This is a genomic window from Pseudomonas simiae (assembly GCF_900111895.1).
In the GTDB taxonomy this organism is placed as follows: Bacteria; Pseudomonadota; Gammaproteobacteria; order Pseudomonadales; family Pseudomonadaceae; genus Aquipseudomonas; species Aquipseudomonas simiae.
This window is the reverse complement of sequence record NZ_FOKB01000001.1, coordinates 198,001-223,436: the sequence shown is the minus strand read 5'-3', so window position 1 is coordinate 223,436 and position 25,436 is coordinate 198,001. Positions and strand designations below refer to the sequence as shown.

At 61.1% G+C, this 25,436-nt stretch carries 26 protein-coding genes and 1 pseudogene; 17 read left to right on the top strand and 10 right to left on the bottom strand.

Features of this window, described 5'->3' with window-relative positions:
* The first annotated feature begins 200 nt into the window (after window positions 1-200).
* The 12 genes from ccoN (at window position 201) to hemN (ending at window position 11,408) form a co-directional block, all read left to right on the top strand.
* On the top strand, window positions 201-1,643 hold the full coding sequence (gene ccoN, locus BMZ57_RS01045; RefSeq protein WP_021490916.1) for a cytochrome-c oxidase, cbb3-type subunit I: 1,443 nt from the start codon (window positions 201-203) through the stop codon (window positions 1,641-1,643).
* Window positions 1,643-2,251, top strand: a complete 609-nt coding sequence (ccoO, locus tag BMZ57_RS01040) for a cytochrome-c oxidase, cbb3-type subunit II (protein WP_003193167.1) — start codon at window positions 1,643-1,645, stop codon at window positions 2,249-2,251. The genes ccoN and ccoO overlap by 1 nt, the downstream gene beginning before the upstream one ends.
* A gap of 6 nt (window positions 2,252-2,257) precedes the next feature.
* Entirely contained in the window at window positions 2,258-2,443 is a 186-nt protein-coding gene (locus tag BMZ57_RS01035) for a CcoQ/FixQ family Cbb3-type cytochrome c oxidase assembly chaperone (RefSeq protein ID WP_003175465.1), read from the top strand.
* A complete protein-coding gene (gene ccoP, locus BMZ57_RS01030; RefSeq protein WP_010208556.1) occupies window positions 2,440-3,417 on the top strand; it encodes a cytochrome-c oxidase, cbb3-type subunit III in 978 nt (325 codons plus the stop codon). The genes BMZ57_RS01035 and ccoP overlap by 4 nt, the downstream gene beginning before the upstream one ends.
* Before the next feature lie 172 nt (window positions 3,418-3,589).
* Window positions 3,590-3,844, top strand: coding sequence for a type II toxin-antitoxin system Phd/YefM family antitoxin (locus BMZ57_RS01025; protein WP_010208555.1), 255 nt, complete (start codon window positions 3,590-3,592; stop codon window positions 3,842-3,844).
* The gene (locus BMZ57_RS01020; RefSeq protein ID WP_044287660.1) at window positions 3,844-4,254 is read left to right on the top strand and encodes a type II toxin-antitoxin system VapC family toxin; all 411 of its coding nucleotides are present in this window, start codon (window positions 3,844-3,846) and stop codon (window positions 4,252-4,254) included. The genes BMZ57_RS01025 and BMZ57_RS01020 overlap by 1 nt, the downstream gene beginning before the upstream one ends.
* Window positions 4,255-4,461: 207 nt before the next feature.
* Window positions 4,462-5,889 (top strand): cytochrome c oxidase accessory protein CcoG, encoded by a 1,428-nt coding sequence (gene ccoG / locus BMZ57_RS01015; protein WP_010208552.1) that lies wholly within the window; start codon window positions 4,462-4,464, stop codon window positions 5,887-5,889.
* 16 nt (window positions 5,890-5,905) lie between these two features.
* Window positions 5,906-6,445: a FixH family protein gene (locus BMZ57_RS01010; RefSeq protein WP_010208551.1), complete on the top strand. Its 540-nt coding sequence runs from the start codon at window positions 5,906-5,908 to the stop codon at window positions 6,443-6,445.
* Window positions 6,446-6,560: 115 nt separating this feature from the next.
* On the top strand, window positions 6,561-9,011 hold the full coding sequence (locus BMZ57_RS01005) for a heavy metal translocating P-type ATPase (RefSeq protein WP_044287662.1): 2,451 nt from the start codon (window positions 6,561-6,563) through the stop codon (window positions 9,009-9,011).
* 22 nt (window positions 9,012-9,033) lie between these two features.
* Entirely contained in the window at window positions 9,034-9,246 is a 213-nt protein-coding gene (gene ccoS / locus BMZ57_RS01000; RefSeq protein WP_010208549.1) for a cbb3-type cytochrome oxidase assembly protein CcoS, read from the top strand.
* Window positions 9,239-9,922: a sulfite exporter TauE/SafE family protein gene (locus BMZ57_RS00995; RefSeq protein ID WP_010208548.1), complete on the top strand. Its 684-nt coding sequence runs from the start codon at window positions 9,239-9,241 to the stop codon at window positions 9,920-9,922. Before ccoS ends, BMZ57_RS00995 begins: the two co-directional genes overlap by 8 nt.
* 103 nt (window positions 9,923-10,025) lie before the next feature.
* Window positions 10,026-11,408: an oxygen-independent coproporphyrinogen III oxidase gene (hemN, locus tag BMZ57_RS00990; RefSeq protein WP_010208547.1), complete on the top strand. Its 1,383-nt coding sequence runs from the start codon at window positions 10,026-10,028 to the stop codon at window positions 11,406-11,408.
* A gap of 1 nt (window position 11,409) precedes the next feature.
* On the opposite strand, the gene BMZ57_RS00985 is transcribed toward hemN, so the two are convergent.
* Window positions 11,410-11,877 carry a FlxA-like family protein gene (locus tag BMZ57_RS00985; RefSeq protein ID WP_010208545.1) on the bottom strand — a complete coding sequence of 156 codons (468 nt, stop codon included), beginning with the start codon at window positions 11,875-11,877 and terminating at the stop codon, window positions 11,410-11,412.
* 152 nt (window positions 11,878-12,029) lie between these two features.
* Between BMZ57_RS00985 and fnr the strand changes: the two genes are divergently transcribed.
* On the top strand, window positions 12,030-12,764 hold the full coding sequence (gene fnr, locus BMZ57_RS00980) for a fumarate/nitrate reduction transcriptional regulator Fnr (protein ID WP_010208544.1): 735 nt from the start codon (window positions 12,030-12,032) through the stop codon (window positions 12,762-12,764).
* An 80-nt stretch (window positions 12,765-12,844) separates the two neighbouring features.
* On the top strand, window positions 12,845-13,393 hold the full coding sequence (locus BMZ57_RS00975) for an adenine phosphoribosyltransferase (RefSeq protein WP_010208542.1): 549 nt from the start codon (window positions 12,845-12,847) through the stop codon (window positions 13,391-13,393).
* 134 nt (window positions 13,394-13,527) lie between these two features.
* Here BMZ57_RS00975 and BMZ57_RS00970 read toward each other — a convergent pair whose 3' ends face one another.
* From BMZ57_RS00970 to dnaX, 5 genes are all read right to left on the bottom strand, one after another.
* Window positions 13,528-14,676: an acyl-CoA dehydrogenase family protein gene (locus BMZ57_RS00970; RefSeq protein WP_069673230.1), complete on the bottom strand. Its 1,149-nt coding sequence runs from the start codon at window positions 14,674-14,676 to the stop codon at window positions 13,528-13,530.
* 132 nt (window positions 14,677-14,808) lie between these two features.
* A complete protein-coding gene (gene recR / locus BMZ57_RS00965) occupies window positions 14,809-15,411 on the bottom strand; it encodes a recombination mediator RecR (protein WP_010208540.1) in 603 nt (200 codons plus the stop codon).
* A 58-nt stretch (window positions 15,412-15,469) separates the two neighbouring features.
* Window positions 15,470-16,495, bottom strand: coding sequence for an NADPH-dependent curcumin/dihydrocurcumin reductase (gene curA / locus BMZ57_RS00960; RefSeq protein ID WP_010208538.1), 1,026 nt, complete (start codon window positions 16,493-16,495; stop codon window positions 15,470-15,472).
* A 134-nt stretch (window positions 16,496-16,629) separates the two neighbouring features.
* Window positions 16,630-16,968, bottom strand: a complete 339-nt coding sequence (locus tag BMZ57_RS00955) for a YbaB/EbfC family nucleoid-associated protein (RefSeq protein WP_003175481.1) — start codon at window positions 16,966-16,968, stop codon at window positions 16,630-16,632.
* A gap of 43 nt (window positions 16,969-17,011) precedes the next feature.
* Window positions 17,012-19,060: a DNA polymerase III subunit gamma/tau gene (gene dnaX, locus BMZ57_RS00950; protein WP_069673231.1), complete on the bottom strand. Its 2,049-nt coding sequence runs from the start codon at window positions 19,058-19,060 to the stop codon at window positions 17,012-17,014.
* Window positions 19,061-19,256: 196 nt separating this feature from the next.
* Here dnaX and BMZ57_RS30085 point away from each other — a divergent pair.
* Window positions 19,257-19,343: pseudogene (locus BMZ57_RS30085) on the top strand (amino acid ABC transporter substrate-binding protein); the annotation flags it as partial.
* 54 nt (window positions 19,344-19,397) lie between these two features.
* A complete protein-coding gene (locus BMZ57_RS00945) occupies window positions 19,398-19,769 on the top strand; it encodes a VOC family protein (protein WP_021490924.1) in 372 nt (123 codons plus the stop codon).
* Here BMZ57_RS00945 and BMZ57_RS00940 read toward each other — a convergent pair.
* Window positions 19,683-20,642, bottom strand: a complete 960-nt coding sequence (locus tag BMZ57_RS00940) for a DMT family transporter (RefSeq protein ID WP_069673232.1) — start codon at window positions 20,640-20,642, stop codon at window positions 19,683-19,685. The genes BMZ57_RS00945 and BMZ57_RS00940 overlap by 87 nt on opposite strands.
* A 102-nt stretch (window positions 20,643-20,744) precedes the next feature.
* Between BMZ57_RS00940 and BMZ57_RS00935 the strand changes: the two genes are divergently transcribed.
* On the top strand, window positions 20,745-21,608 hold the full coding sequence (locus BMZ57_RS00935) for a LysR family transcriptional regulator (RefSeq protein ID WP_069673233.1): 864 nt from the start codon (window positions 20,745-20,747) through the stop codon (window positions 21,606-21,608).
* Between the two features lie 56 nt (window positions 21,609-21,664).
* On the opposite strand, the gene BMZ57_RS00930 is transcribed toward BMZ57_RS00935, so the two are convergent.
* The 3 genes from BMZ57_RS00930 to BMZ57_RS00920 all read right to left on the bottom strand — a co-directional run bounded on the left by BMZ57_RS00930 (window position 21,665) and on the right by BMZ57_RS00920 (window position 25,422).
* Entirely contained in the window at window positions 21,665-22,255 is a 591-nt protein-coding gene (locus BMZ57_RS00930) for a hypothetical protein (protein WP_045791745.1), read from the bottom strand.
* Window position 22,256: 1 nt separating this feature from the next.
* A complete protein-coding gene (locus BMZ57_RS00925) occupies window positions 22,257-23,303 on the bottom strand; it encodes an N-acetylmuramidase family protein (RefSeq protein ID WP_010208531.1) in 1,047 nt (348 codons plus the stop codon).
* Between the two features lie 157 nt (window positions 23,304-23,460).
* On the bottom strand, window positions 23,461-25,422 hold the full coding sequence (locus BMZ57_RS00920; protein WP_069673234.1) for a DEAD/DEAH box helicase: 1,962 nt from the start codon (window positions 25,420-25,422) through the stop codon (window positions 23,461-23,463).
* Window positions 25,423-25,436 lie beyond the last annotated feature (14 nt).

Here is a 25,436-nt window from a genome sequence, read left to right as displayed (position 1 = left end):
GTTGCGACCCCAAAATTTTCCTGTCCACTCGATCAGCTTTTGATTTCGAATTTTGTCCTTACGCCAAACATGGAAAGGGCGCAGAATCTGGCGTGGAACGCATTGATACAGGTCAGCCATTGCGTTGCAATGGCCCCTCGCTTTCTACATACTTGCGGCCGATTTTACCTATAAAAAAACCTAAACCGTGGAACCTTAGAATGAGCACAGCAATCAGTCCGACTGCTTATAACTATAAGGTAGTCCGCCAGTTCGCCATCATGACGGTGGTCTGGGGGATCCTTGGCATGGGGCTCGGGGTGTTCATCGCCTCGCAACTGGTTTGGCCGGAATTGAATTTCGGTTTGCCATGGACAACCTTTGGCCGCCTGCGCCCGCTGCACACCAACCTGGTGATCTTCGCCTTCGGCGGATGTGCATTGTTTGCCACCTCCTACTATGTCGTGCAGCGAACCTGCCAGACGCGACTGATCTCCGACAGCCTCGCGGCCTTCACCTTCTGGGGTTGGCAAGCGGTCATCGTCGGCGCCATCGTCACCCTGCCGCTGGGGTACACCACCACCAAGGAATACGCCGAGCTGGAATGGCCCATCGCCATTTTGCTCGCCATCGTGTGGGTGACCTATGCCGTGGTGTTCTTCGGCACCATCGTCAAGCGCAAGACCAAGCACATTTATGTGGGCAACTGGTTCTACGGCGCGTTCATCCTGGTGACGGCGATGCTGCACATCGTCAACCACGCGTCGTTGCCGGTCAGCCTGTTCAAGTCCTACTCGGCCTACGCCGGGGCCACGGATGCGATGATCCAGTGGTGGTACGGCCACAACGCCGTAGGTTTCTTCCTCACCACCGGTTTCCTGGGGATGATGTACTACTTCGTGCCGAAACAGGCCGAACGTCCTATTTACTCGTATCGCTTGTCCATCGTGCACTTCTGGGCGCTGATCACCCTGTACATCTGGGCCGGTCCGCACCACTTGCACTACACCGCGCTGCCGGATTGGGCGCAGTCGCTAGGCATGGCGATGTCGATCATCCTGCTGGCCCCGAGCTGGGGCGGCATGATCAACGGCATGATGACCCTGTCGGGCGCGTGGCATAAATTGCGCACCGACCCGATCCTGCGCTTCCTCGTGGTATCGCTGGCCTTCTACGGCATGTCGACCTTCGAAGGGCCGATGATGGCGATCAAGACCGTCAACTCACTGTCCCACTACACCGACTGGACCATCGGCCACGTACACGCCGGCGCTCTCGGCTGGGTGGCGATGATCTCCATCGGTGCGATCTACCACATGATCCCCAGACTGTTCGGCCGCGTGCAGATGCACAGCGTCGCGCTGATCAACACCCACTTCTGGCTGGCCACCATCGGCACCGTGCTCTATATCGCCTCGATGTGGGTCAACGGGATCACCCAAGGCCTGATGTGGCGTGCGATCAACGATGACGGCACCCTCACCTACTCCTTCGTCGAAGCGCTGCAAGCCAGCCACCCGGGCTACATCGTCCGCGCCCTGGGCGGTGCGTTCTTTGCCGCCGGCATGCTGTTCATGGCCTACAACGTCTGGCGCACCGTGCGTGCCTCCGACCCGGCAGAAGCCGAAGCCGCCGCCAAGATCGCCGTTGTGGGAGCTCACTGATGAAGCATGAAGTAGTCGAGAAGAATATCGGCCTGCTGGCCTTCTTCATGGTCATCGCCGTGAGTATCGGCGGCCTGACCCAGATCGTTCCGCTGTTCTTCCAGGATGTGACCAACAAGCCGGTCGAAGGCATGAAGCCGCGCACCGCCCTTGAACTGGAAGGCCGCGACGTCTACATCGCCAACGGGTGTGTCGGCTGCCACTCGCAGATGATCCGCCCGTTCCGCGCCGAAACCGAACGCTACGGCCACTACTCGGTTGCCGGCGAAAGCGTGTGGGACCACCCGTTCCTGTGGGGTTCCAAGCGCACCGGCCCGGACCTGGCCCGTGTCGGCGGGCGTTACTCCGATGACTGGCAGCGCGCGCACTTGTACAACCCGCGCAACGTGGTGCCTGAATCGAAAATGCCGGCGTACCCGTTCCTCGTGGAAAACAAGCTCGACGGCAAGGACACCGCGAAGAAGATGGAAGTCTTGCGCACCCTGGGCGTGCCCTACACCGACGAAGACATCGCCGGTGCAGCCGCAGCCGTAAAGGGCAAGACCGAAATGGACGCACTGGTGGCCTACCTGCAAGGCCTGGGCACCATCATCAAAAGCAAACGGTGATTCTTCATGGATATCGGGATGATTCGTGGCCTGGGCACCGTTGTGGTGATGGTGGCCTTTATCGGCCTGGCGTTGTGGGTGTTCAGCCCCAAGCGCAAGTCGGAGTTTGAAGACGCGACCTTGCTGCCCTTTGCGGATGATCCCGAAGCCATCAAGCACGTCGAGCAAGCTTCTAGGAGTAACAAAGAATGACTACGTTCTGGAGTCTGTACGTCACAGTCCTCAGCCTGGGTACCATCTTCGCCCTGACCTGGCTGCTGCTGTCGACCCGCAAGGGCCAGCGCGCCGAGCAAACCGACGAGACCGTCGGCCACTCGTTCGACGGCATCGAGGAGTACGACAACCCCCTGCCCAAGTGGTGGTTCATGCTGTTCGTCGGCACCATCATCTTCGCCCTCGGCTACCTGGCGCTGTACCCCGGCCTGGGTAACTGGAAGGGCCTGCTGCCGGGCTACAGCTACCTCGACAACGACAAGCAAACCCCCTTCGCCAACGGCCAGACCGGCTGGACCGGCGTGCACGAATGGGAAAAGGAAATGGCCAAGTCGGACGCCAAGTTCGGCCCGATCTTCGCCAAATTCGCGTCGATGCCGATTGAAGAAGTCGCCAAGGACCCACAAGCCTTGAAGATGGGCGGCCGCCTGTTCGCCTCCAACTGCTCGGTGTGCCACGGTTCCGACGCCAAGGGTGCCTATGGCTTCCCCAACCTGACCGATGCCGACTGGCGCTGGGGTGGCGAGCCGGCCACCATCAAGGAAACCATCATGAAAGGCCGCCATGCGGTGATGCCGGCCTGGCTGGATATCCTCAAGGAGCAAGGCGTCAGTGATGTGGCGGCGTTCGTCGTCACCAACCTTGACGGCCGCAAGCTGCCCGAAGGCGTGAAAGCCGATGTGGCCAACGGCGAGAAACTCTTCGCCGCCAACTGCGTGGCCTGCCACGGTCCTGCCGGCAAAGGCACCCCTGCCATGGGCGCGCCCGACCTGACCCATCCGGGCGCGTTCATCTACGGTTCGAGCTTTGCTCAACTGCAACAGACCATCCGCTGGGGCCGCCAGGGCCAGATGCCTGCTCAGGAGCAACTGCAAGGCAACGACAAAGTGCACTTGCTGGCAGCGTATGTGTACAGCTTGTCCCATGGGGATAAGAAGGCTGAAGAGCAGTAACCACTCGAAAAGACCAGAGCCCCGTGCAGCGCAAGCTGGCGGGGCTTTGGTCTTTCTGGCTCCCAGAAGCTGTTCAAATTGGAGCACATGACCGTTTGTAGCCTCCGACTTGCCGCCGTCGACTTCCAAGTAGTAACGTAACTACATGAAGTCTGACGGAGGGGGCCACCTCATGACCATCACAACCATTTCCAGCCGCGAATTCAACCAAGACACAAGTGGTGCCAAAAAAGCCGCCCGCCAGGGGCCGGTTTTTATCACCGATCGCGGCAAGCCTGCCCATGTACTGCTAAGTATTGAGGACTACCAGAAACTGACAGGGCTCAATGCCGATATCGTTGATCTGCTAGTGATGCCGGAAGCGGCCGATATCGACTTCGAAACCGAACGTGCCGTGATCACTCATCGACCCGTGGACCTCTCTTGATGTATCTGCTCGACACCAACGTTATCTCCGAACTGCGTAAACCCCACGCCGATGCAAAGGTGGTCGCCTGGGCCAAAAGTGTGATCGCTCCACGCATGTTTATTTCAGCGATTACGCTGAAAGAATTGGAAACCGGGGTCTTGCGTGTTGAGCGCCGAAACCCGGCACAAGGGAAGGTGCTGAGAACCTGGCTCAAGCGCCATGTAATGCCCGCTTTTGATGCCAGGATTCTGTCGGTGGATGCTGCGGTTGCACTGCGCTGTGCACATCTGCATGTTCCTGACCGGGCCAATGAAAGCGATGCACTGATCGCCGCTACTGCTCTGGTACATGGGTTAACCGTCGTTACGCGCAATGTCAGTGATTTCAAATCCAGCGGCGTTTCACTGATTAACCCATGGGACGAATGACCGCCTTACCCGCAAAAACCGTCCATACTTGCCAAGTCAATTGATCCAGATCACGTACACCATCAATTGATTTTCCCCAACGCGACCAAAGGTCGCACCCCTGGCATACCCTCAGGGGCGTATCATCAGGCCACTGCAACACCCTTAATTTGACCCCGGTTGGCACGTACTGGCCGAGGCAAATCTCCACCGCCGTGGGATGCAATGATGAGCAACCAGATACCGGTACATGACGTTACCCCGCCTGCCAAACACACAAACGGTTCCGACAGTAAAACCGTCGACCTCTACGCCTCGCGAGAGAAAATCTACACCCGTGCCTTCACCGGCCTGTTCCGCAATCTGCGCATGCTCGGTGGTGCCGGTCTTTTCCTGCTCTACTTCGGCACCGTGTGGCTGAACTGGGGTGGCCACCAGGCCGTGTGGTGGAACCTGCCGGAGCGTAAGTTCTTTATTTTTGGCGCGACCTTCTGGCCCCAGGACTTCATCCTGCTCTCGGGCATTCTTATCGTCGCGGCGTTTGGCCTGTTCTTTATCACGGTGTATGCCGGTCGTGTGTGGTGCGGCTACACCTGTCCGCAAAGCGTGTGGACGTGGATCTTCATGTGGTGTGAAAAGGTCACCGAAGGCGACCGCAACCAGCGCATCAAGCTCGATAAAGCACCGATGGGTGCCAACAAATTCCTGCGCAAGTTCAGCAAACACACGCTGTGGCTGCTGATCGGTTTTGTCACCGGCATGACCTTTGTCGGCTATTTCTCGCCGATCCGCGAACTGGTGTTCGACTTCTTTACCGGCCAGGCCGATGGCTGGTCGTATTTCTGGGTGGGGTTCTTCACCCTCGCCACCTATGGCAACGCCGGCTGGCTGCGCGAACAGGTGTGCATCTACATGTGCCCGTATGCACGCTTCCAGAGCGTGATGTTCGACAAGGACACCCTGATCGTTTCCTACGATCCACGCCGTGGCGAACTGCGTGGCCCGCGCAAAAAAGGCGTCGACTACAAGGCCCAGGGCCTCGGCGATTGCATCGATTGCACGATGTGCGTGCAGGTGTGCCCCACCGGCATCGACATTCGCGACGGGCTGCAGATCGAGTGCATCGGCTGCGCCGCGTGTATCGACGCCTGCGACAACATCATGGATAAGATGGAGTACCCGCGCGGCCTGATCAGCTACACCACCGAACACAACCTGTCGGGGCAAAAAACCCACAAGCTGCGCCCGCGCCTGATCGGTTATGCGCTGGTGCTGCTGGCGATGATCAGCCTGTTGGTGGCGGCGTTCTTCATGCGCTCTTTGGTGGGTTTCGACGTGAGCAAGGACCGTGTGCTGTATCGCGAAAACGCCGAAGGCCGCATCGAAAACGTCTACAGCCTGAAGATCATGAACAAGGATCAGCGCGACCACACCTACGTGCTCGACGCCGCCGGCCTGCCGGACCTCAAGCTGCAAGGCCGCCGCGAAATCAAGGTGGCTGCCGGTGATATCGTCAGCATGCCGGTCGAGCTGTCGAGTGCGCCGGAACAATTGCCGTCGAGCACCAACGAGGTGAAATTCATCCTCACCGATGCCGATGACGCCAGCGTCCACATTGAAGCCAAGAGCCGATTCATCGGCCCGCAAGTTCGTTAATCAAGAGAACCGAACAATGTCCGTAGCAACTGCCGCAAGCCCCTGGTACAAGCACCTCTGGCCCTGGATCATCATTGCCATCCTGGCCTGCTCGGTGACGCTGACCCTGTCCATGGTGACTATCGCAGTGAATAACCCGGACAACCTGGTCAACGACAACTACTACGAGGCCGGCAAAGGCATCAACCGCTCCCTGGACCGCGAACTGCTGGCCCAGACCCTGCAACTGCGCGCCAAGGTGCACCTGGATGAGCTGACCGGTGAAGTCGAGGTGAACCTCACCGGCAACAGCAACCCGACTACCCTGGAATTGAACCTGATTTCTCCGACCCAGCCGGAGAAGGATCGCAAGATCAACCTGGCCCGCAGCGCCAGCGAGCCTGGCCGCTACATCGGCCAAGTCACCGACAAGGTCGAAGGCCGTCGCTTCGTCGAGTTGCTCGGCGTGGAAGGCGACCGCACCTGGCGCATGTTCGAAGAAGAACAGGTCAGCCACGACAAGGACTTGCTGTTGGGCGATGAACCGTTGCAGGGTGCCGAAGACCTGAAGAAGTAACGAACCTGCGCTTCGCGCATCGCGGGCAAGCCCGCTCCCACATTGGATCGCGGTCCCCTGTGGGCGCCGGGCTTGCCCGCGATGAGGCCCTCACAGCCGACTAAGATCCATAACCATGACCAGCCCGATCCCCTGCTACCACTGCGCCCTGCCCGTCCCGCCCGGCAGCCGCTTCACCGCAGTGATCCTCGGCGAACGCCGCGAACTCTGCTGCCCCGGCTGCCAGGCAGTGGCCGAAGCGATTGTCGCCGGCGGCCTGGAAAGCTACTACCAGCACCGTAGCGAAGCCTCGGCCAACCCTGAGGCATTGCCGGTGCAACTGGTGGACGAGCTGGCGCTGTATGACCGCGCCGATGTGCAAAAACCTTTCGTGCGCCACGAAGGCGAACTGGCCGAAGCCACCTTGTTGATGGAAGGCATCAGCTGCGCGGCCTGCGGCTGGCTGATCGAAAAACACCTGCGCAGCCTGCCCGCTGTGGCCGAGGCGCGGTTGAACCTGTCCAACCATCGACTGCAGGTGCGCTGGGCCGACGGGCAACTGCCGCTGAGCCAGCTGCTCAGCGAATTGCGCCATATCGGCTACGCTGCCCACCCCTATCAGCCGGACCGCGCCGCCGAGCAACTGGCCAGCGAAAACCGCCTGGCCTTGCGCCAATTGGGCGTGGCGGGTCTGCTGTGGTTCCAGGCGATGATGGCAACCATGGCCACCTGGCCGGAATTCAATATAGACCTCAGCCCGGAGCTGCACGTGATCCTGCGCTGGGTGGCGATGTTTCTTACAACACCCATCGTGTTCTACAGCTGCGCACCGTTTTTCAAGGGGGCTATGCGCGACTTGCGCACCCGCCACCTGACCATGGACGTTTCGGTGTCACTGGCCATCGGCGGTGCTTATTTGGCGGGGATCTGGACCGCGATCACCGGCGTGGGTGAGTTGTACTTCGACGCGGTGGGCATGTTCGCGCTGTTTCTGCTGGCCGGTCGCTACCTTGAGCGCCGCGCCCGTGAACGCACGGCCGCGGCCACCGCGCAGTTGGTCAACTTGCTGCCCGCGTCGTGCCTGCGGCTCAAGGCCGACGGCCAGAGCGAACGCATCTTGCTGCCCGAACTGGCGCTGGGCGATCGTGTGTTGGTGCATCCGGGCGCCGTGCTGCCAGCGGATGGCGTGATTCTGGAAGGCCAATCGAGCATTGATGAATCCCTACTAACCGGCGAGTACCTGCCGCAACCCCGCCAGGCTGGCGACGCGGTCACGGCAGGCACGCTCAATGTCGAAGGCGCGCTGACCGTCGAAGTGCGCGCCTTGGGCCACGACACCCGCCTGTCCGCCATCGTGCGCCTGCTGGAACGGGCCCAGGCGGAGAAACCGCGCCTGGCGCAAATCGCCGACCGCGCCGCGCAGTGGTTCCTGTTGTGTTCGCTGATGGCCGCCGCGCTGATCGGCCTGCTGTGGTGGGAGCTGGACGCGTCGCGGGCGTTCTGGATTGTGCTGGCAATGCTGGTGGCGACCTGCCCTTGCGCACTGTCCCTGGCCACCCCCACCGCCCTCACCGCCGCCACCGGCACCTTGCACAAACTCGGCCTGCTGTTGACCCGAGGCCATGTGCTGGAAGGGTTGAACCAGATCGACACGGTGATTTTCGACAAGACCGGCACCCTGACCGAAGGGCGCCTGGCATTAAGGGCCATCCGGCCCCTCGGCCCCCTGAGCACCGACCTGTGCCTGAGCCTCGCCGCCGCCCTGGAAAACCGTTCCGAACACCCGATTGCCCGCGCCTTTGGGCGAGCGCCACTGGCCGCTGATGAGGTCATCAGTTCGCCAGGGCTGGGCCTGGAAGGGCGCGTCGGCGAGCGCGTATTGCGCATTGGCCAACCCGGTTTTGTGTGTGAACTCAGTGGTTGCCCGATTCCTGCCGAACCGCAAGTGTCGGGCCAGTGGCTACTGCTGGGCGACCGCGAAGGCGCCCTGGCCTGGTTCGTGCTCGACGACCGCCTGCGCAGCGACGCCCCTGCATTGCTGGCCGCGTGCAAGGCGCGCGGCTGGCGCACACTGTTGTTGTCCGGAGACAGCTCGCCGATGGTCGCCAGTGTCGCTGCTGAGCTGGGTATCGATGAGGCCCACGGCGGCCTGCGCCCCGATGACAAGCTGCAAGTCCTGCAACAACTGCACAAGGAAGGCCGCAAGGTGCTGATGCTCGGCGATGGGGTCAACGATGTACCGGTGCTTGCCGCCGCCGACATCAGCGTGGCAATGGGCACGGCCACCGACCTGGCCAAGACCAGCGCCGATGCCGTGCTGCTGTCCAACCGCCTGGACGCCTTGGTACAAGCCTTTACCCTGGCGCGGCGCACCCGTAGGGTGATCATTGAAAACCTGCTGTGGGCCGGGCTGTACAATGGCCTTATGCTGCCGTTTGCCGCCCTGGGTTGGATCACCCCGATCTGGGCGGCCGTGGGCATGTCCCTCAGTTCGTTGACCGTGGTGCTCAACGCCCTGCGCCTGACTCGCCTGCCGAGCGCGCCGGCGACCCGAGCCCCCTCAGTAACCCGCCCGCTGCCGGTGTGAGCCGCAGGGACATGGAGTGCAGATGCCAGCTTTATACGTGATGATTCCGGCGGCGCTGCTGTTAGTGGGCGTGGCCATCTACATCTTCTTCTGGGCGGTGGACAGCGGCCAGTACGACGACCTCGACGGCCCCGCCCATAGCGTGCTGTTCGACGATCAGGACCCGAACCACCTGGCCGGCGTCGAAGAAGCCAACCACCCCGAGCAACCGCCTAAAGACCCGCCCCATGCTTGAACTGGCGCCCCTGCTGGTCTCCGCACTGATCCTCGGCCTGCTGGGCGGCGGCCATTGCCTGGGCATGTGCGGCGGGCTGATGGGTGCGCTGACCCTGGCGATCCCCAAGGAACAGCGCGGTCGCAGGTTTCAACTGCTGCTGGCCTACAATCTGGGGCGCATCTTCAGCTATGCCGCGGCCGGGGTGTTGATCGGCCTGGCGGGTTGGGCAGTCGCCAACAGCCCGGCCGCCCTGTTCATGCGTGTACTGGCCGGGTTGTTGTTGATCTGCATGGGCTTGTACCTGGCCGGCTGGTGGAGTGGCCTCACCCGTATCGAAAGCCTCGGACGCGGCCTGTGGCGCTACATACAGCCCGTCGCCAACCGTTTGCTGCCCGTGTCCAGCGTGCCGCGCGCATTGCTGTTGGGCGCGCTGTGGGGTTGGTTGCCGTGTGGGTTGGTCTACAGCACCCTGCTGTGGGCGGCGAGCCAAGGCAATGCCTGGGACAGCGGGCTGCTGATGCTCGCATTTGGCCTGGGCACCTGGCCGGTCTTGCTGGCGACGGGGTTGGCCGCTGAACGGGTGACGGCGTTATTGCGAAAGCGCAGCGTGCGGATGGCGGGTGGTTTGCTGGTCATGCTCTTCGGTATCTGGACATTACCCGGCCCACACCAGCACTGGCTAATGGGCCATTAAATCGCCATGTGGCATAGCGCCGCTCCCCGTTGATGCAAGTCAAGATGCCATCCCCGCCACGCCCCTAGACTCGGCCCACTAGCCTATCCGGGGGAACGCCCGCATGCTCGACGCCATTCGTTGGGACGCCAATCTGATTCACCGCTACGACTTGGCGGGACCGCGCTACACGTCCTACCCCACCGCCGTACAATTCGACAGCCAGGTCGGCACCTTCGACCTGCTCCACGCCCTGCGCGACAGCCGCAAGGCCGCGCGGCCGTTGTCGTTGTATGTGCATGTGCCATTCTGCGCGAACATCTGCTACTACTGCGCCTGCAACAAGGTCATCACCAAGGACCGGGGTCGCGCCCAGGCCTACCTGCAACGCCTGGAGCAGGAAATCCAGCTGATGGCCTGCCACCTCGACCCGAAACAGCGGGTTGAGCAACTGCACTTCGGCGGCGGCACCCCGACCTTTCTCAGTCACGACGAACTGCGCCAGGTCATGGGCTGCCTGCGCCAGCACTTCAATCTGCTGGATGACGACTCGGGCGACTACGGCATCGAAATCGACCCTCGCGAAGCCGACTGGGCCACCATGGGCCTGCTGCGTGAGCTGGGTTTCAACCGCGTGAGTATCGGCCTGCAAGACCTCGATCCCGAGGTGCAACGGGCGGTCAATCGCCTGCAAAGCCTGGAAGAAACCCGCGCGGTGATCGATGCGGCGCGCACGCTGCAATTTCGCTCGATCAATATCGACCTGATCTACGGCCTGCCCAAGCAAACGCCGATCAATTTTGCGCGTACCGTGGAAGAAGTCATCAAGCTGCAACCCGACCGGTTGTCGGTGTTCAACTACGCGCACCTGCCGGAGCGTTTCATGCCCCAGCGGCGCATCAACACCGAGGACCTGCCCTCCCCGGCCTCAAAGCTCTTGATGCTGCAAACCACTATCGAGCAACTGACCCAGGCCGGTTACCGTTACATCGGCATGGACCATTTCGCGCTGCCCGACGACGAGCTGGCCATCGCTCAGGAAGAAGGCACCCTGCAACGCAACTTCCAGGGCTACACCACCCACGGGCACTGCGACTTGATCGGGCTCGGGGTGTCGGCGATCAGCCAGATCGGCAACCTGTACTGCCAGAACAGCAGCGACCTCAACGGCTACCAGAACGCATTGGCCGGCGCACAGCTGGCTACCAGCCGTGGGCTGGTGTGCACCACGGATGATCGATTGCGGCGGGAGGTAATTCAGCAGTTGATCTGCAATTTCAGCCTGGCATTCGAAGCGATCGAGCAGGCCTTCAATATTGATTTTCGCGGGTATTTCGACGAACTATGGCCGCAGCTGGAGACGATGGCCGAGGATGGCCTGATCGAACTCGACGCCCAGGGCATTCGCGTACTGCCGGCGGGGCGCTTGTTGGTGCGCTCGGTGTGCATGGTGTTCGATGCCTATCTGGAACACCAGAACAGGCAACGATTTTCACGGGTGATCTGATTTACATCGACAGCGAGGCGGCTTTCATCGAGTCCTCGGCACTCATGCCTTTCATCGCCTTGGCCAACGAAGCCTGAGCTGACATCAGGCCCGCCTGCAGAGAACTTATCTCGCTCTGCAAAGCACTGGTCTTGGCTCGGGCCTCTTCGGGGGAGAGGTTATTGGCCGCTGCAACGGCCGCCAGCTCGGCCTGTTTTTCGGCAATCTGTTGTTTCAACTGACGGATCATTTTCAGCACCTGCTTGACGTTGTCGTCCAGGCCACTGTCATCGATATCCGCATTGGAACTCTTGGCCGCACCTGCGGCCTTGAATGCATCGGCGGAAATAGTCACGGTCACACCTTCAACCACTTTGGTTTCAGTGGCAGCTTCAATGACCGGTGTTGTTGCCTTGGTCTCGGTAATCGGCTTTGCGTCCGGCACAGTCGGGATACGAATGGCAGGGTTGTAGGCCGCAATAACAGACATGATCCGAGCTCCGACGAATAGGTATGCCTGTTGTATCGGCCCCGATACAAAAAGCTTTATACCGCTGGCGGTTTTTTGTACACGCTGGCCTGATTGGCCCCCAGTGCGTTACCCTTACGTCTTATGTGTGTTTTCCCACAAGGATTTAAGAAATGTCCGAGCCAGTTAAACTGCGCGCTCACGGCCAGGCCCACTGCAAGGATTGCAGCCTGGCCCCCCTCTGCTTGCCACTTTCGTTGAATTTGGAAGACATGGATGCGCTGGACGACATCGTTAAACGTGGCCGCCCGTTGAAGAAAGGCGAGTTTTTGTTTCGCCAGGGCGACAAGTTCGATTCCGTTTATGCAGTACGTTCGGGTGCATTGAAGACGTTCAGCCTGAGCGACAGCGGCGAAGAGCAGATCACCGGCTTCCACCTGCCCAGCGAACTGGTCGGCTTGTCGGGCATGGACACCGAGATTCACCCGGTGTCGGCCCAGGCCCTTGAGACCACATCGGTGTGCGAAATCCCCTTCGAACGCTTGGATGAACTGGCCCTGCAATTGCCGCAACTGCGTCGCCAGTTGATGCGCGTGATGAGCCGCGAGATTCGCGACGACCAGCAAATGATGCTGCTGTTGTCCAAGAAAACTGCCGACGAGCGCATCGCCACCTTCCTGGTCAACCTGTCGGCGCGTTTCCGTGCCCGTGGTTTCTCGGCCAACCAGTTCCGACTGAGCATGTCGCGCAACGAAATCGGCAACTACCTGGGCCTCGCGGTGGAAACCGTGTCCCGTGTGTTTACGCGCTTTCAGCAGAACTCACTGCTGGCCGCCGAAGGCAAGGAAGTGCATATCCTCGACCCGATCCAGCTGTGTGCGCTGGCGGGTGGTTCGCTGGAGGGTTGATCCAGACACTTGCGGCCGCGCCAACCGGCGAGGCCGCAGGTATACTTCGAGTCCGTTTCCAGCCCCAGGACTCTTCGACGATGACCTTCGATTCGTTCGACATCAAATCCCTGATCCGCCCCGTCATCGACTTCCCCAAGCCTGGGGTGATCTTCCGTGACATTACGCCCCTGTTCCAATCGCCGCGCGCGCTGCGCCTGGTCGCGGACAGCTTTGCCCAGCGTTATGTCGAAGCCGATTTCACCCATATTGGCGCGATGGATGCCCGGGGTTTCCTGATCGGTTCGATCATCGCCTACCAGTTGAACAAGCCGCTGATCCTGTTCCGCAAGCAGGGCAAGCTGCCCGCAGACGTTTTGGCCGAGGGTTATCAAACCGAGTACGGCGAAGCGTTCCTGGAAGTGCATGCCGACAGCCTGTGCGAGGGCGATTCAGTGTTGATGTTCGATGACCTGATCGCCACCGGCGGCACCCTGATCGCGGCGGCGAACCTGGTACGACGCATGGGGGCGACGATCTTCGAAGCGGCGGCGATCATTGATCTGCCGGAGCTGGGCGGGTCGCAACGCCTGGAAGACATGGGGATTCCGACGTTTTGTTTGACGCAGTTTGCATTGACTGAACGTTAAGGTTGCCAGGGCCGGCCTCATCGCGGGCAAGCCCGGCTCCCACATTTGATTGGGTTCACACATTCATATCTGTGAACGCTATCAGATGTGGGAGCCGGGCTTGCCCGCGATGAGGCCCGCAAGAACAGCGCAGATCACAACCCCATCTGCTTGCTGATGATTTCATTCATCACTTCGCGGGTGCCACCACCGATGGACAGGATACGGTTGTCGCGATACAGCCGTTCCACCAGGCTACCGCGCATGTAACCCTGGCCCCCGAGGATCTGCACGGCGTCGTAGGTGACGCGGTCGGCGGTGTCGGTGGCGAGGTTCTTGGCCATCGAGATCTCTTTGATCACGCTGATGCCCACGGCCATTTTGGCCGCCTGGCGGTAGGTGAATTCCCGTGAAACCTCTACGGCGGTGGCCATCTCCGCCAGGCGATGCTTGATCACCTGGAATCTGCCGATGGGTTTGCCGAAGGCTTCGCGCTGAGCAGCCCATTTGAGGCTTTCCTCCAACGCCATCTGCGCCGTCATGTTGGCCATCAAGGCCAGGGCCAGGCGCTCGCTCTGGAAGTTGCCCATGATGCAGGCAAAGCCCATGTTCTCGGCGCCAATCAAATTGCCTACGGGTACTCGGCAATCATCGAAAAACAATTCAGCCGTATCCGACGCCCACCAGCCCATTTTCTTCAGGGGCTGGCCGACAGTAAAACCGGGGGTGCCTTTTTCGATCAGCAGCAGGCTGATGCCGGCAAAACCCGGCGCGCCGGTGCGCACGGCAACGGTATAGAAATCGGCCCGGATGCCGCTGGTGATGAACGTCTTGCTGCCGCTGACGCGGTAATGCTCGCCGTCGCGAATGGCGCGAGTCTGCAGGCTGGCCACATCGGAGCCGCCGCCCGGTTCGGTGATCGCCAGGGAGATGATCTTTTCACCCGACAGCACCTGCGGCACCACACGCTCGCGCACTTCAGGCCGCGCCCATTTGACGACGGGCGGCAAGCCGATATCCAACGACCCCAACCCCGCCACGACGCCACCGGAGCCGCAACGCATCAGTGCTTCGCTGGCTGCCACCTTGGCGAACAGATCGCCCTCGTGGCTGCCGCCCAGCGCTTCGGGGTAACCGATGCCAAGGATTCCCGCCGCGCCGGCCTTGAGGTACAGCTCACGGGGGAAGCTTTCCGCCTCCTCCCACTGCTCGATGCCCGGCAACAGCTCGCGCTCGACGAAGCGAAGCACGCTGTCGCGGACCAATTGGTGGCTGGGGTCGAAGTAGTCCTGATAGGCAGACATCGGCAAGCTCCATGGCGAGATGGAGCGAACTTACCAAGCGCTTGCTTGGTTATCAAGCAAGACAAAACACTGAACAACCCCACAAAATACAGTGGGAGCTGGTTTGCTCCCCCATTTGTGGGGCGGTGTTCTTTAGAGTGCGATGGGTTTGCGGCCAGCGAAGGAATGCGCCAGCGTGCCGCCATCCACCAACTCCAACTCGCCCCCCAGCGGCACGCCATGGGCGATGCGCGAGGTGATCAGGCCTTTGTTGGTCAGCAGTTGGGCAATGTAGTGTGCGGTCGCCTCGCCTTCCACCGTCGGGTTGGTGGCCAGGATCACTTCGGTAAAAGTGCCCTGTGCTTCGATGCGCGCCACCAATTGCGGAATGCCGATGGCTTCCGGGCCCAGGCCGTCCAGCGGCGACAGATGGCCCTTGAGCACGAAGTAGCGGCCGCGGTAGCCGGTCTGCTCCACCGCGTACACATCCATCGGCCCTTCCACCACGCACAGCAGCGTGTCGTCGCGGCGCGGGTCGGCGCATTGCGGACAGAGTTCTTCTTCGGTCAGCGTGCGGCACTGGCGGCAGTGACCCACACCGGTCATGGCCTGGCTCAGGGCCTGGGCCAACCGGGTGCCGCCGCTACGATCACGCTCCAGCAGTTGCAGCGCCATACGCTGGGCGGTTTTCTGGCCGACACCTGGCAAAGTGCGCAGGGCGTCGATCAGTTGGCGAATCAGGGGGCTGAAGCTCATGGGCGAAGGGTCCGACAAAACAACGAGACGCGGTTTATACCCGCGCCCCGGATTAGCGTCAAATGCGCACGACCAACTTGCCGAAGTTGCGTCCTTCCAGTAGACCGATAAAGGCCTCCGGCGCCTGCTCCAGGCCCTCGACCACATCCTCGCGGAACTTGATCTTGCCGTCTCGCACCCACGGCGCCATGGCGCTCAGGAACTCGGGCTGGCGATCGCCGTAGTCATCGAACACGATAAAGCCCTGGATGCGCACCCGCTTGGTCAGCAGCGTTCGCTGCAAGGCTGGCAGGCGATCAGGACCACTGGGGGCTTCATGGGCGTTGTAACCGGCGATCAACCCGCACAGTGGGATGCGCGCCTTGGGATTGAGCAGCGGCACCACGGCATCGAACACCTTGCCTCCGACGTTTTCAAAATAGATATCAACGCCCTTGAAGCACGCCAGGGCCAGGTCATTGGCAAAGGTCGCGCTCTTGTGATCGACGCAGACATCAAAGCCCAACTCATCTACCACGTAGCGGCACTTGTCTGCGCCCCCAGCGATCCCGACCACGCGCAAGCCCTTGAGCTTGGCCACCTGCCCCACCACCGAACCCACCGCGCCAGACGCTGCGGCGACTACCAGGGTTTCCCCGGCCTTGGGCTGGCCGATGTCCATCAAGCCCATGTAGGCGGTCATGCCCGGCATGCCCAGCACACCCAAGGCCATGGACGGGCTGGCCAGTCCCTTGGGCACTGGCATCAGGTTACGGCCATCGGAGATGCAGTGGCTCTGCCACCCCGTGGCACCCACCACCAGATCGCCCACTTCGAATTTCGGATTACGCGATTGTTCGATACGGCTGACAGCCCCACCGGTCATTACTTCGTCGATTTCCACCGGTGCTGCGTAGGACGGCGCGTCACTCATGCGCCCGCGCATGTAGGGGTCCAGGGACAGGTACAACGTTTTCAGCAGGACTTGGCCGTCCGCCAACTCCGGCAGATTCACGCGTTCCAAACGGAAGTTTTCCGGGGTCGGTGCGCCCTGCGGGCGTGAGACCAGGACAATGCGCTGGTTGAGGGTCGGTTCTTGAGGCATGAAAGGGCTCCTTTATCGAATCCATCGGTATAGGGTGCAGACCATGCGTGCTGTGCCAGGGTTCGATCAGATTTGGCACAAACAAAAATGCCAGGCACGAGGCCTGGCATTGTAGTCTAGCTAAAGCGACAGGATCAGAACGGCAGCTTCATGCCCGGAGGCAATTGCATGCCAGCGGTCACGCCGCCCATTTTTTCCTGGCTGTTGGCTTCGATTTTGCGCACGGCGTCGTTGACGGCCGCAGCGAACAAGGCCTCAAGCATTTCCAGATCATCTTCGCCGACGCCTGGCAGCACGCTTGGGTCGATGCTCACACGTTTGATGTCGTGACGACCGGTCATCACCACACTGACCATATCGCCACCGGCTTTACCGGTGACTTCGGCGTTGGCCAGTTCTTCCTGCATCTTGGCCATCTTTTCCTGCATCTGCTGCGCCTGCTTCATCAGGCCGGCCATGCCACCTTTCATCATGGGAATCACCTCAAAGTACGTGGATCAAATTAGTAGCCCGGTATCAGGACGCCTGAGGCACCGGAGCTTCGACAGGTTCAATAGTATCGTGACGGACGACCGCACCGAACTGTTGCATCATTTGCTGGATAAGCGGATCACCATGGATCGAGTCCTCGGCCTCACGCTGACGGTTGATGCGCCGGCGGGTCGCGGCCTGGGCCGGGGTTTCCTGCTCGGGCTTGATCAGCTCGATGGTAATGCTCAGCGTGCGCTCATGGTACTGGTTCAGCGCGTCATTCAAGCGGCGTTGCTGGGTCGCATTGAACAGGGCGCTGTGGGCCGGGTCCAGGTGCAACAACCAGTGATCGCCGTCGATGGAAATCAGGGTGCAGTTGGCGGCGATGCTGCCGGTCATGCCGGAAATCGGCAGTTTCGGAAACAATTCCAGCCATTGCAGGGCCAGGCCGGTCGCCGGTGCGGCAGCGGGTTCCGCCTCGGGCTCGGGGGCCGGCTCGGCGGTGTGTTCGCTGGCCAGGTCGTCCAGGTAGCTGTAGGCCGAATCCATGTCCGGCTCGATGTAGTCTTCGTCCAGCGGCGGCTCGTCGTCGAGGTCGATACCCGGCGTCGCCGCCTCCACCTGGGCCACGGTCGGCTCGGGAACCGGCGCGCTGACCCATTCAGGGGCATCCGGCACCACGCTGTCCGGGGTCGGCGTAGGCATCGGAGTCAACTCGGGCTGCTCGCCGGTGGTATCCAGCACGGGCTCCACGGCGGGCACTTGCTCAGCTTCGACTTCAGCGTCAACCGGATCATTCCAGGGCAGGTCGACGACAGGCTCAGGCTCGACAACCGGTTCCGGCTCGACCACGGGTGCAGCGACCACAGGCTCTGGCACAGGTGCTACGGGCGCAGGCGCAGCAACCACTGGCACTACCACCGCCGCGCCAGCCACTGGTTTGGCGGAATCAACTGTGGCCTGGCTGATCCCCACTGGCTTTAGCGGCTGTCTCGGCGCATCGGCCGAATCGGCGGGCCGGAACGCCAGCATCCGCAGCAGCACCATTTCAAAGCCACCACGCGGGTCGGGTGCCAGGGGCAGGTCGCGGCGGCCGATCAAACCCATCTGGTAATAGAACTGCACGTCTTCGGCCGGCAACGCCTGGGCCAGGGCCAACACGCGATCGCGGTCGCCATGGCCGTTGTCGACACCCTCAGGCAGGGCCTGGGCGATGGCGACGCGGTGCAGCACATTGAGGATTTCCGAAAGCACACCGTTCCAGTCAGGGCCTTGTTCCGACAGATGGCGCACGGCTTCGAGCAGCGCCTTGGCGTCGCCTTCGATCAGCGCGTGCAGCACGTCGAAAACCTGGCCGTGGTCGAGGGTGCCGAGCATGGCGCGCACGTCGGCGGCCATGACCTTGCCTTCACCAAAGGCGATGGCCTGGTCGGTGAGGCTCATGGCGTCACGCATCGAGCCATCGGCGGCGCGGCCGAGCAGCCACAATGCGTCGTCTTCGAACGGTACGTTCTCGACACCCAGCACGTGGGTCAAATGCTCCACCACGCGCTCGGGGGTCATGTTTTTCAGGGAGAACTGCAGGCACCGCGACAGAATCGTTGCAGGAAGTTTCTGCGGGTCGGTGGTGGCCAGGATGAATTTGACGTAGGGCGGCGGCTCTTCCAGGGTTTTCAACAGAGCATTGAAGGAGTGGCTGGAGAGCATGTGCACTTCGTCGATCAGGTAAACCTTGAAGCGGCCACGGCTCGGCGCGTACTGCACGTTGTCGAGCAGCTCGCGGGTGTCTTCGACTTTGGTGCGGCTCGCGGCGTCGATTTCGATCAGGTCGACAAAACGTCCTTCGTCGATTTCCTTGCACACCGAACAAGTGCCGCAGGGCGTCGACGTGATCCCGGTTTCACAGTTCAGGCATTTGGCGATGATGCGCGCAATGGTGGTCTTGCCCACCCCCCGCGTACCGGTGAACAGGTACGCGTGGTGCAGCCGTTGGCTGTCCAAGGCATTGATCAGAGCCTTGAGCACATGGGTCTGGCCGACCATTTCGCGGAACGAGCGCGGACGCCATTTACGTGCAAGAACCTGATAACTCATCGAAAACCGTCGCAACTGGGAAACAGAAGCCGGTAATGCTAGCGGAGCAAGGGGGAAATTGCATCCGGCACGCTTGCCTATTCTGACTAAGCCCTTCTGACTGGCCCCAAAAAGGCCTGAACCCGGAGAGCTTAGGCGCACACTCCTGGGCGTTTTATGGATGATGGCCACGGGCAGCCTTGCAGCGCCCCCACCGCTGCGCACCTTGTTGCGGATGAAGATGTCGGGCGAGATCGAGCAAATCATCCAGCTCCACACCGGTGAGACTCCTGACAGGAACTGACAGCACCGCCTTATAGACTCGGCCCCTCACAACACGCGCTTCCAAGGAGCCAACATGCACACCGTCGCCCATTACTTTTTGCTGTACGTCGACAGTCCGGCCACCAGCGCCAACTTCTATAGCCGCCTGTTGGACAAGCCGCCCGTGGAACTCAACCCGACCTTCGCCCTGTTCATGCTCGACAATGGCGTGAAGCTGGGATTGTGGTCACGTCATACCGTGCAGCCGGCGGCGCAGCTCACGGGCGGCGGGGGTGAAGTGGGCCTGTCTCTGGCCGACAAGGCCGCTGTGGACGCGTTGCATGACCAGTGGGTAGCGCGCGGCGCGACGATCATCCAGTCACCGACCACCCTGGATTTCGGCTACACCTTCGTCGCCCAGGACCTCGACGGCCACCGGCTGCGCGCGTTTTGCCTGAGCGACTGAGCGCCAGCGCCCTTCCAGGCTGATGGCGGCCACGCTGGCCAACACGATCACACCGCCCTGCACCACTTGCAGGGTGATGTGTTCACCCAACAGCGTCGCCGCCATCATCATGGCCACGGGCGGGATCAGGTACATCGCCACCGAGGCACGGCTGACCTCGACATGTTTCAACACATAACCCCAGGCCAGGTACGCCAAGGCGCTGGGGAAAATCCCAAGCACCAGCACCGCAAGGTTTTCCGGCAACGGCGCTTGCACCACGGCAGACGACAGGCCCGGCAGGTTCACGCAAAGCATCAGGGTGCCGCCCCAGACCATGTAGCACGCCATCGTCAGCGGGCTGTAGCGGTGGGCGTAGTGCTTCTGGATGGCGAAGTACAGGCTCCACGACACCGCCGCCAACAGCAGCAGCAAGCCGCGCGGGTCGATATTCCCCACCCCGTGATCGCCCCAGATCACCACCAGCACACCGAGCAACCCCAGCAGCACACAGCTCCAGCGCCAGAGGCTGACCCGTTCCTTCAAGCAGAAAAACGCAATCAACACACTGAACAGCGGCGCCGATTGCGCGAGCACGCTGGACGCCCCCGCCGTCACGAATTGCTGTCCGTAATTGAGGCTGGTGTGGTGCAGGAATACCCCGAAAAAACTCAACACCAGCAGCCACGGTAGATCCCACAGGCGTGGCCGACCGATGCCCATCACCAGCGCCACACCGGCCATGAACACCGAAGCGATCAAGAACCGCAACAGCGCCAGCTGACCAGGGCCGTAGCTGTGCAGCCCCATGTGTACGCCAATCGGCGAATAGGCCCAACAAAGGATGACGCTGGCGATGACTAGCGTAAGCTTCAGGGGGGACGGGGTGTTCATCGACGGCATCCGAATATTGAGAAGGAATGCTGTCAGTCTTGGCCCGAGCAACGCGTAGGACAATTAACCGTTTCTGACTTCTGAAATCACTGGAACTGAGCAATGGAACTGGCCCAACTGAAAATGGTGCGAGCCGTGGCGCAAACCGGCAGCGTGGCCCAAGCCGCCGTGCAATTGCACTGCGTGCCGTCCAACATCACCACGCGGATCAAGCAGCTGGAGAGCGAGTTGGGCACGCCACTGTTCATCCGTGCCGGGCGCGGGTTGGCGATCAGTGCGGCGGGTGAGATTTTCCTGGAGTACTGCGAGCGTATCCTGGCCCTGGTGGACGAATCCAAACGCGCCGTGGACGCCAATGCCATTCCTCGTGGCACCCTGCGCATCGGCGCAGTGGAGTCCAGCGCCAGTGGCCGCCTGCCGCCGCTGCTGGCGGAGTATCACCGGCGCTACCCGGATGTCAGCCTGGAACTGGTGACCGGTGCCTGGGGCGAGCTGCTCGATGACCTGCAGCACCATCGCCTGGATGTGGCGCTGGTGGCCGCCGGCAACAAACGCGCAAAGCTCGAACACAGCGTGGTCTACAGCGAACGCCTGGTACTGATCGCCAGCGCCTCCAGCGAGCCGATCCGCAGCGCCGAAGACCTGGCCGGGCGCACCCTCCTGGTGTGGCCACCCGGCTGTCCCTATCGGGCGGCGCTGGAAAACTGGGTCAAGCCCCACGCCTTCAAACCGGCCATCGCCAGCTACGCCAGTTGGGGCACGATCATTGGTTGTGTGAGTGCAGGGATTGGTGTGGCGCTGGCACCGGAAGGCATCCTGGCCCGCTATGAGCAGGCCAACCAGCTGGCGTCGTACCGGTTCGAGGAACTGCAGGCGGTGGAAAACCTGCTGTTCTGGCACAAGGACACGCAGCGGCACCTGGCACGGGATGCGTTTGCCGGATTACTGCGCGAAACATTAGGTTAATGAAGATCCAACATGTGGGGACTACCCCCACACTTAGATTGTTATCGTTGTCGAGATCAGCTCTGGGGGGCCGCTAACCGCGCGTACTGATCCTGGCTGATCCACCCCGTAAACGAGCGATCATCGGCATTGATGAACTCGACCTGGGCCCAGCCATCCTTGAATGCCAGGACACCGACCACGTCGTTCTTGACGATGTACGGGCGTTTAGCAGGCTTGGCATTTGGGTTTTTCAGCAGGTAAGCCTTGTCGGCGGAGACCTTCACCAAGCCAATCCATTTTTTGCTTGCGGTCTGGGTCAGGTCCAGGCCGGTGGCAATCTCCGGCATCAGCACGTTGAGGCAACCGGGATGCTGGCGGCCTTGCGCCACGGTCAGGGTCACGCCGTCGGAGGAAGGCGCCACGCTGCCGGGATAAGCGTCATCGAGCCAAGTGGTCAGCGCGGCGGGCTTGCCTTGCAGGTAGAAACTGCAGCTGCGGGTCACGCCCTCGCCCATTTCTTCCGAGTAGTAACCTTCCACCTGGTGCTCGGGCGTCACCGCGAGCATCAGCCCTTCGTACTTGCCGGAATGCAATGCAGGCGAGCCGGCGAAGACGGGGGCTACGGCGCACAACGACAACACACCCACTGCTAGATAACGCATCATTTTACTTTTTCCCTTCCAGTTTCTCGTAGGCTTTCTGCATAAGGACGTCATAGTTGCCGTAGTCCTCGCCGTTATAGTTACGTGCCATGCTGGTGAAATCTTTGCTTTTCATGGCCTTCATCAACGCCGGGCTCTTGCTGCAAAAACCAAGGAACGCCTTTAGTTGGTTGCCGGCATTCACTTTTAATGCCGCCGAGAATTCAAACACTGTCTTGTAACCACATGAGGCGTAATTGAAGCCCATGATCTGAAACATGCCCCAGGACGCCGACATCAACGCGGCTTCCTGATCCAGCGCAAAGGCAGTGGCCATGGTTTCCCAGGCCTTGGCCTGGTCCTTGTTATTGGTCTGCCACTGCGGCCCGGCCTTTTTCTTGTAGGGGTAGGACAGCAGCGGGTGCGCCTGGTCGTAGATGTGCTTGGTGTACTTGCGAAACAGGTGCCCTTCAAACGCGATCACCGGCAATTTGGCCGGACCGAACCCCGAACGTCCGCCGGACTCCACGGTGGCGAAGGCCTTGATGATGTTCACCGAAATACCGCCACCCAACTGCGTGGCGGCGTTCTGGAAGTCGGTCTCGCTGAGGGTCATCCCCCCGTCACACGTGGCCTGGAGCATCAATTGGCGGTTGCGTTTCTCGGCCTCGATCATCGCGCGCATGCGGTCCAGGTACACATTGACCGTGGCCTGCACCGCATCTGCCTGGTTATTGCCGAACACATTCAGGAAGGTCGGGATACGCATGCTCGGGAACGCCTTCACCGGTACCTTCACCGCTTCTTCGATGAGGCTGTTGAAGGTTTTACCGGTCGGGTCGATCACACCATCGGGGTGCGCATATTTGAGGTGACGGAACTGATACTGGCTGATGCACTGCACCAACTGACCGTCGCACTTACCGTTTTCAGCCAGTGGGAAGCCCAGTTTGGGAATGATCAGATTGAATAAATACTGAATGCACTGCACATCGGCGGGCAAGTTGCGGGCTTTACCGGGCGCGCCTACCGAAGCACTGATAAGACGGGGCAACCCTTGCAGGCTTTTCATCACAGACATCCTTGTTAGTTAAAGAAGTAATGGCACTTCAATATCAACTCCGCACCCTTGTCACACTCTGAAACAAGTGGCTGGCGGAAACTAACAAGGTGGTTTTAGGTTGTCCAGAGCGACCGCCGAAAGTTGTGAAACAGCCGAATTAATTAAATCAGTAACCGTGGAATTCACGGGTTTTCTGATAGGTGTGGAAATCAATCCACTCGACCACATCGTAAGGCAGGTAAAGCTGCATCCGCGCCCGGGAAATGGCGATGTATACCGCACACAGCCGCTGGTCGAACGCGTAGGCGTCCTTGAATTTCACGTTGGTCAGCAGTTCGGGCGTCAGCAGTACACGGTCGAACTCCATGCCGCCCGCCTCCTCCGCCAGCATCAGCAGGCAGCGTTTGCCAGGGACGCCGCTCAGGCGGTTCAAACGCGTGATATCGGCGACGTTGAAGCCTTTTTCCAGCTCGCTCTCGACCCACAGGAACGACTCGTCGTACTGGCTGGCATCGCGCACCTGTTGCCAATCGTCCATGTCACTGAAGTAAGCATGGGCGCCATTGTCGTTGTGCTCGTTGCTGTAGAACTCCGGCTTGAACAGCGCGATCACGCTGATCATGAAGCGCTGGAGATCCTGCTGCGCTGCACTGTCGAAGAAACCGAACGGGCAGTTGGCCTGCTGCAATTGAATCGCCCATTTCATGGTGTCCCAGTGGGACGCGGTCAATACCGCGCAGCCTTCCGGCGGTACGAAGCCCTGAGGGTAATGCTCAATGCCAACGTCGGCATCCCGCGCGCCTTCGAAGGGCGTCTTGCCCTTCTGCGAGTGCACGCTGATCAACGGGTTGACCAGGCGCTCGACGTTGCGGCCCGAGCGCACGGAGTAATTGATGTCGGTGTGCCGGACTTCGCGCTTGCGCCTGACCATCACACCGCTGGCCAGCTGGTACTCATCGCCGAGGGTGATCAGCACCTGGCGGCCGCGTTCGATGATCTGCAACAACGAAGGTGGAATGTCCTGGGCTTCATCGATCAGCACATGGGTGTACCGGGGCGGCACCTCGCAGCCATCGAGGCTCGCGCGCTTGATCAGCAACAGCGCTGCGAAGGCCGTCTGACCGGCCCATTGCGGGTTAGCGTCCAGATACGTCCACAACCGGCTGGAGTACTCCAGCAACGCCTGGGCATCCACGTTGGACAAGGGTTGCTTGAAATGCGGCAAGTGCCGGGCCGACAGGCTGTGATGATTGGAATGGCAATAGCTGTCGAGCACCTTCAGGCAGATATCGAGCGTCGCCGCGCCATCGTGACCGCGCCAGCCATGGATATTGAGGGTCTGCGACACTTCGTGTTTGCCGGGCAACCGGGCCGGTGAGGCCTGCACGGAGGGTCGTTGCCCCTGTAACAGCGCTTTGGCGAAGGCGGCAAAGGTCGAGCCGGTCTTGCTGTCCCTGGCCAAACCCATGCGTTCACGCAGGGTGGCGAGCTTTGCCCCGGTACGCGCCAGTATCAAGGTCTGGGCGGGCCGCAGGCACTCCATCAAGGCGCCCAGCAGGTGGCTCTTACCGATGCCGGCGTAACCTTGGACATGCAGGTCTTCGTTGAGGTTGGCGCGGAAGGTCCGCACCAGCTTGTCCTGGGCCGGGCTGAGCCAGCGCTCGCGGTGCCGGGGCGTGACCATCTGCTGGCTGAACGGATCGTTGCTGCGCAGATGACGGACCTTGTAGCCAATATCCCATTTGCCGGTGGGCAGCAGGTAATCCCGCGCTGCGACTTCTTCAGGCGAGAGCAGGCGCAGATTGACCGTTTTAAGGGCGTTGAAACCGAAGTACAGCTTGCGGGGATCGAACAACCGCTGGGCTTCGGACAACAACGTCGCGGCGCCCTCTGCCCGGTTGTCCACCGCCCAGTCGAGCAGCTTGGCCAAAATGCGCTCGGCGCCAGCGCAGGTCAGGTCTTTTTCCGCCGCCTGGGCCAGGTTCTGGATGACCAGCACGGCAGCCAGCTCAGGGTCTGTCAGGCTCATCAGCGTCTTGGCGCCGTCCGCCCCGAGCAGGCCTGTGCAGGTTTCATCCGTGACGGGCAGGAAGACAGGACTGGATAAATCAAAATGTTCCGGTTGCATAGTGCCTCGCCGCC

Excerpts from the sequence above, each read along its gene's own strand:
- BMZ57_RS00945 (WP_021490924.1), top strand. The coding sequence starts at position 19,398 with ATGCACACCGTCGCCCATTACTTTTTGCTGTACGTCGACAGTCCGGCC.
- BMZ57_RS00955 (WP_003175481.1), bottom strand. The coding sequence starts at position 16,968 with ATGATGAAAGGTGGCATGGCCGGCCTGATGAAGCAGGCGCAGCAGATG.
- ccoG (WP_010208552.1), top strand. The coding sequence starts at position 4,462 with ATGAGCAACCAGATACCGGTACATGACGTTACCCCGCCTGCCAAACAC.
- hemN (WP_010208547.1), top strand. The coding sequence starts at position 10,026 with ATGCTCGACGCCATTCGTTGGGACGCCAATCTGATTCACCGCTACGAC.
- BMZ57_RS00940 (WP_069673232.1), bottom strand. The coding sequence starts at position 20,642 with ATGAACACCCCGTCCCCCCTGAAGCTTACGCTAGTCATCGCCAGCGTC.
- fnr (WP_010208544.1), top strand. The coding sequence starts at position 12,030 with ATGTCCGAGCCAGTTAAACTGCGCGCTCACGGCCAGGCCCACTGCAAG.
- BMZ57_RS01025 (WP_010208555.1), top strand. The coding sequence starts at position 3,590 with ATGACCATCACAACCATTTCCAGCCGCGAATTCAACCAAGACACAAGT.
- BMZ57_RS00970 (WP_069673230.1), bottom strand. The coding sequence starts at position 14,676 with ATGTCTGCCTATCAGGACTACTTCGACCCCAGCCACCAATTGGTCCGC.
- BMZ57_RS01005 (WP_044287662.1), top strand. The coding sequence starts at position 6,561 with ATGACCAGCCCGATCCCCTGCTACCACTGCGCCCTGCCCGTCCCGCCC.
- ccoO (WP_003193167.1), top strand. The coding sequence starts at position 1,643 with ATGAAGCATGAAGTAGTCGAGAAGAATATCGGCCTGCTGGCCTTCTTC.
- BMZ57_RS00985 (WP_010208545.1), bottom strand. The coding sequence starts at position 11,877 with ATGTCTGTTATTGCGGCCTACAACCCTGCCATTCGTATCCCGACTGTG.
- BMZ57_RS00920 (WP_069673234.1), bottom strand. The coding sequence starts at position 25,422 with ATGCAACCGGAACATTTTGATTTATCCAGTCCTGTCTTCCTGCCCGTC.
- BMZ57_RS00975 (WP_010208542.1), top strand. The coding sequence starts at position 12,845 with ATGACCTTCGATTCGTTCGACATCAAATCCCTGATCCGCCCCGTCATC.
- BMZ57_RS00925 (WP_010208531.1), bottom strand. The coding sequence starts at position 23,303 with ATGAAAAGCCTGCAAGGGTTGCCCCGTCTTATCAGTGCTTCGGTAGGC.
- ccoP (WP_010208556.1), top strand. The coding sequence starts at position 2,440 with ATGACTACGTTCTGGAGTCTGTACGTCACAGTCCTCAGCCTGGGTACC.
- BMZ57_RS00995 (WP_010208548.1), top strand. The coding sequence starts at position 9,239 with ATGCTTGAACTGGCGCCCCTGCTGGTCTCCGCACTGATCCTCGGCCTG.
- curA (WP_010208538.1), bottom strand. The coding sequence starts at position 16,495 with ATGCCTCAAGAACCGACCCTCAACCAGCGCATTGTCCTGGTCTCACGC.
- BMZ57_RS01020 (WP_044287660.1), top strand. The coding sequence starts at position 3,844 with ATGTATCTGCTCGACACCAACGTTATCTCCGAACTGCGTAAACCCCAC.
- BMZ57_RS00930 (WP_045791745.1), bottom strand. The coding sequence starts at position 22,255 with ATGATGCGTTATCTAGCAGTGGGTGTGTTGTCGTTGTGCGCCGTAGCC.
- BMZ57_RS01035 (WP_003175465.1), top strand. The coding sequence starts at position 2,258 with ATGGATATCGGGATGATTCGTGGCCTGGGCACCGTTGTGGTGATGGTG.
- BMZ57_RS00935 (WP_069673233.1), top strand. The coding sequence starts at position 20,745 with ATGGAACTGGCCCAACTGAAAATGGTGCGAGCCGTGGCGCAAACCGGC.
- dnaX (WP_069673231.1), bottom strand. The coding sequence starts at position 19,060 with ATGAGTTATCAGGTTCTTGCACGTAAATGGCGTCCGCGCTCGTTCCGC.
- ccoS (WP_010208549.1), top strand. The coding sequence starts at position 9,034 with ATGCCAGCTTTATACGTGATGATTCCGGCGGCGCTGCTGTTAGTGGGC.
- ccoN (WP_021490916.1), top strand. The coding sequence starts at position 201 with ATGAGCACAGCAATCAGTCCGACTGCTTATAACTATAAGGTAGTCCGC.
- recR (WP_010208540.1), bottom strand. The coding sequence starts at position 15,411 with ATGAGCTTCAGCCCCCTGATTCGCCAACTGATCGACGCCCTGCGCACT.
- BMZ57_RS01010 (WP_010208551.1), top strand. The coding sequence starts at position 5,906 with ATGTCCGTAGCAACTGCCGCAAGCCCCTGGTACAAGCACCTCTGGCCC.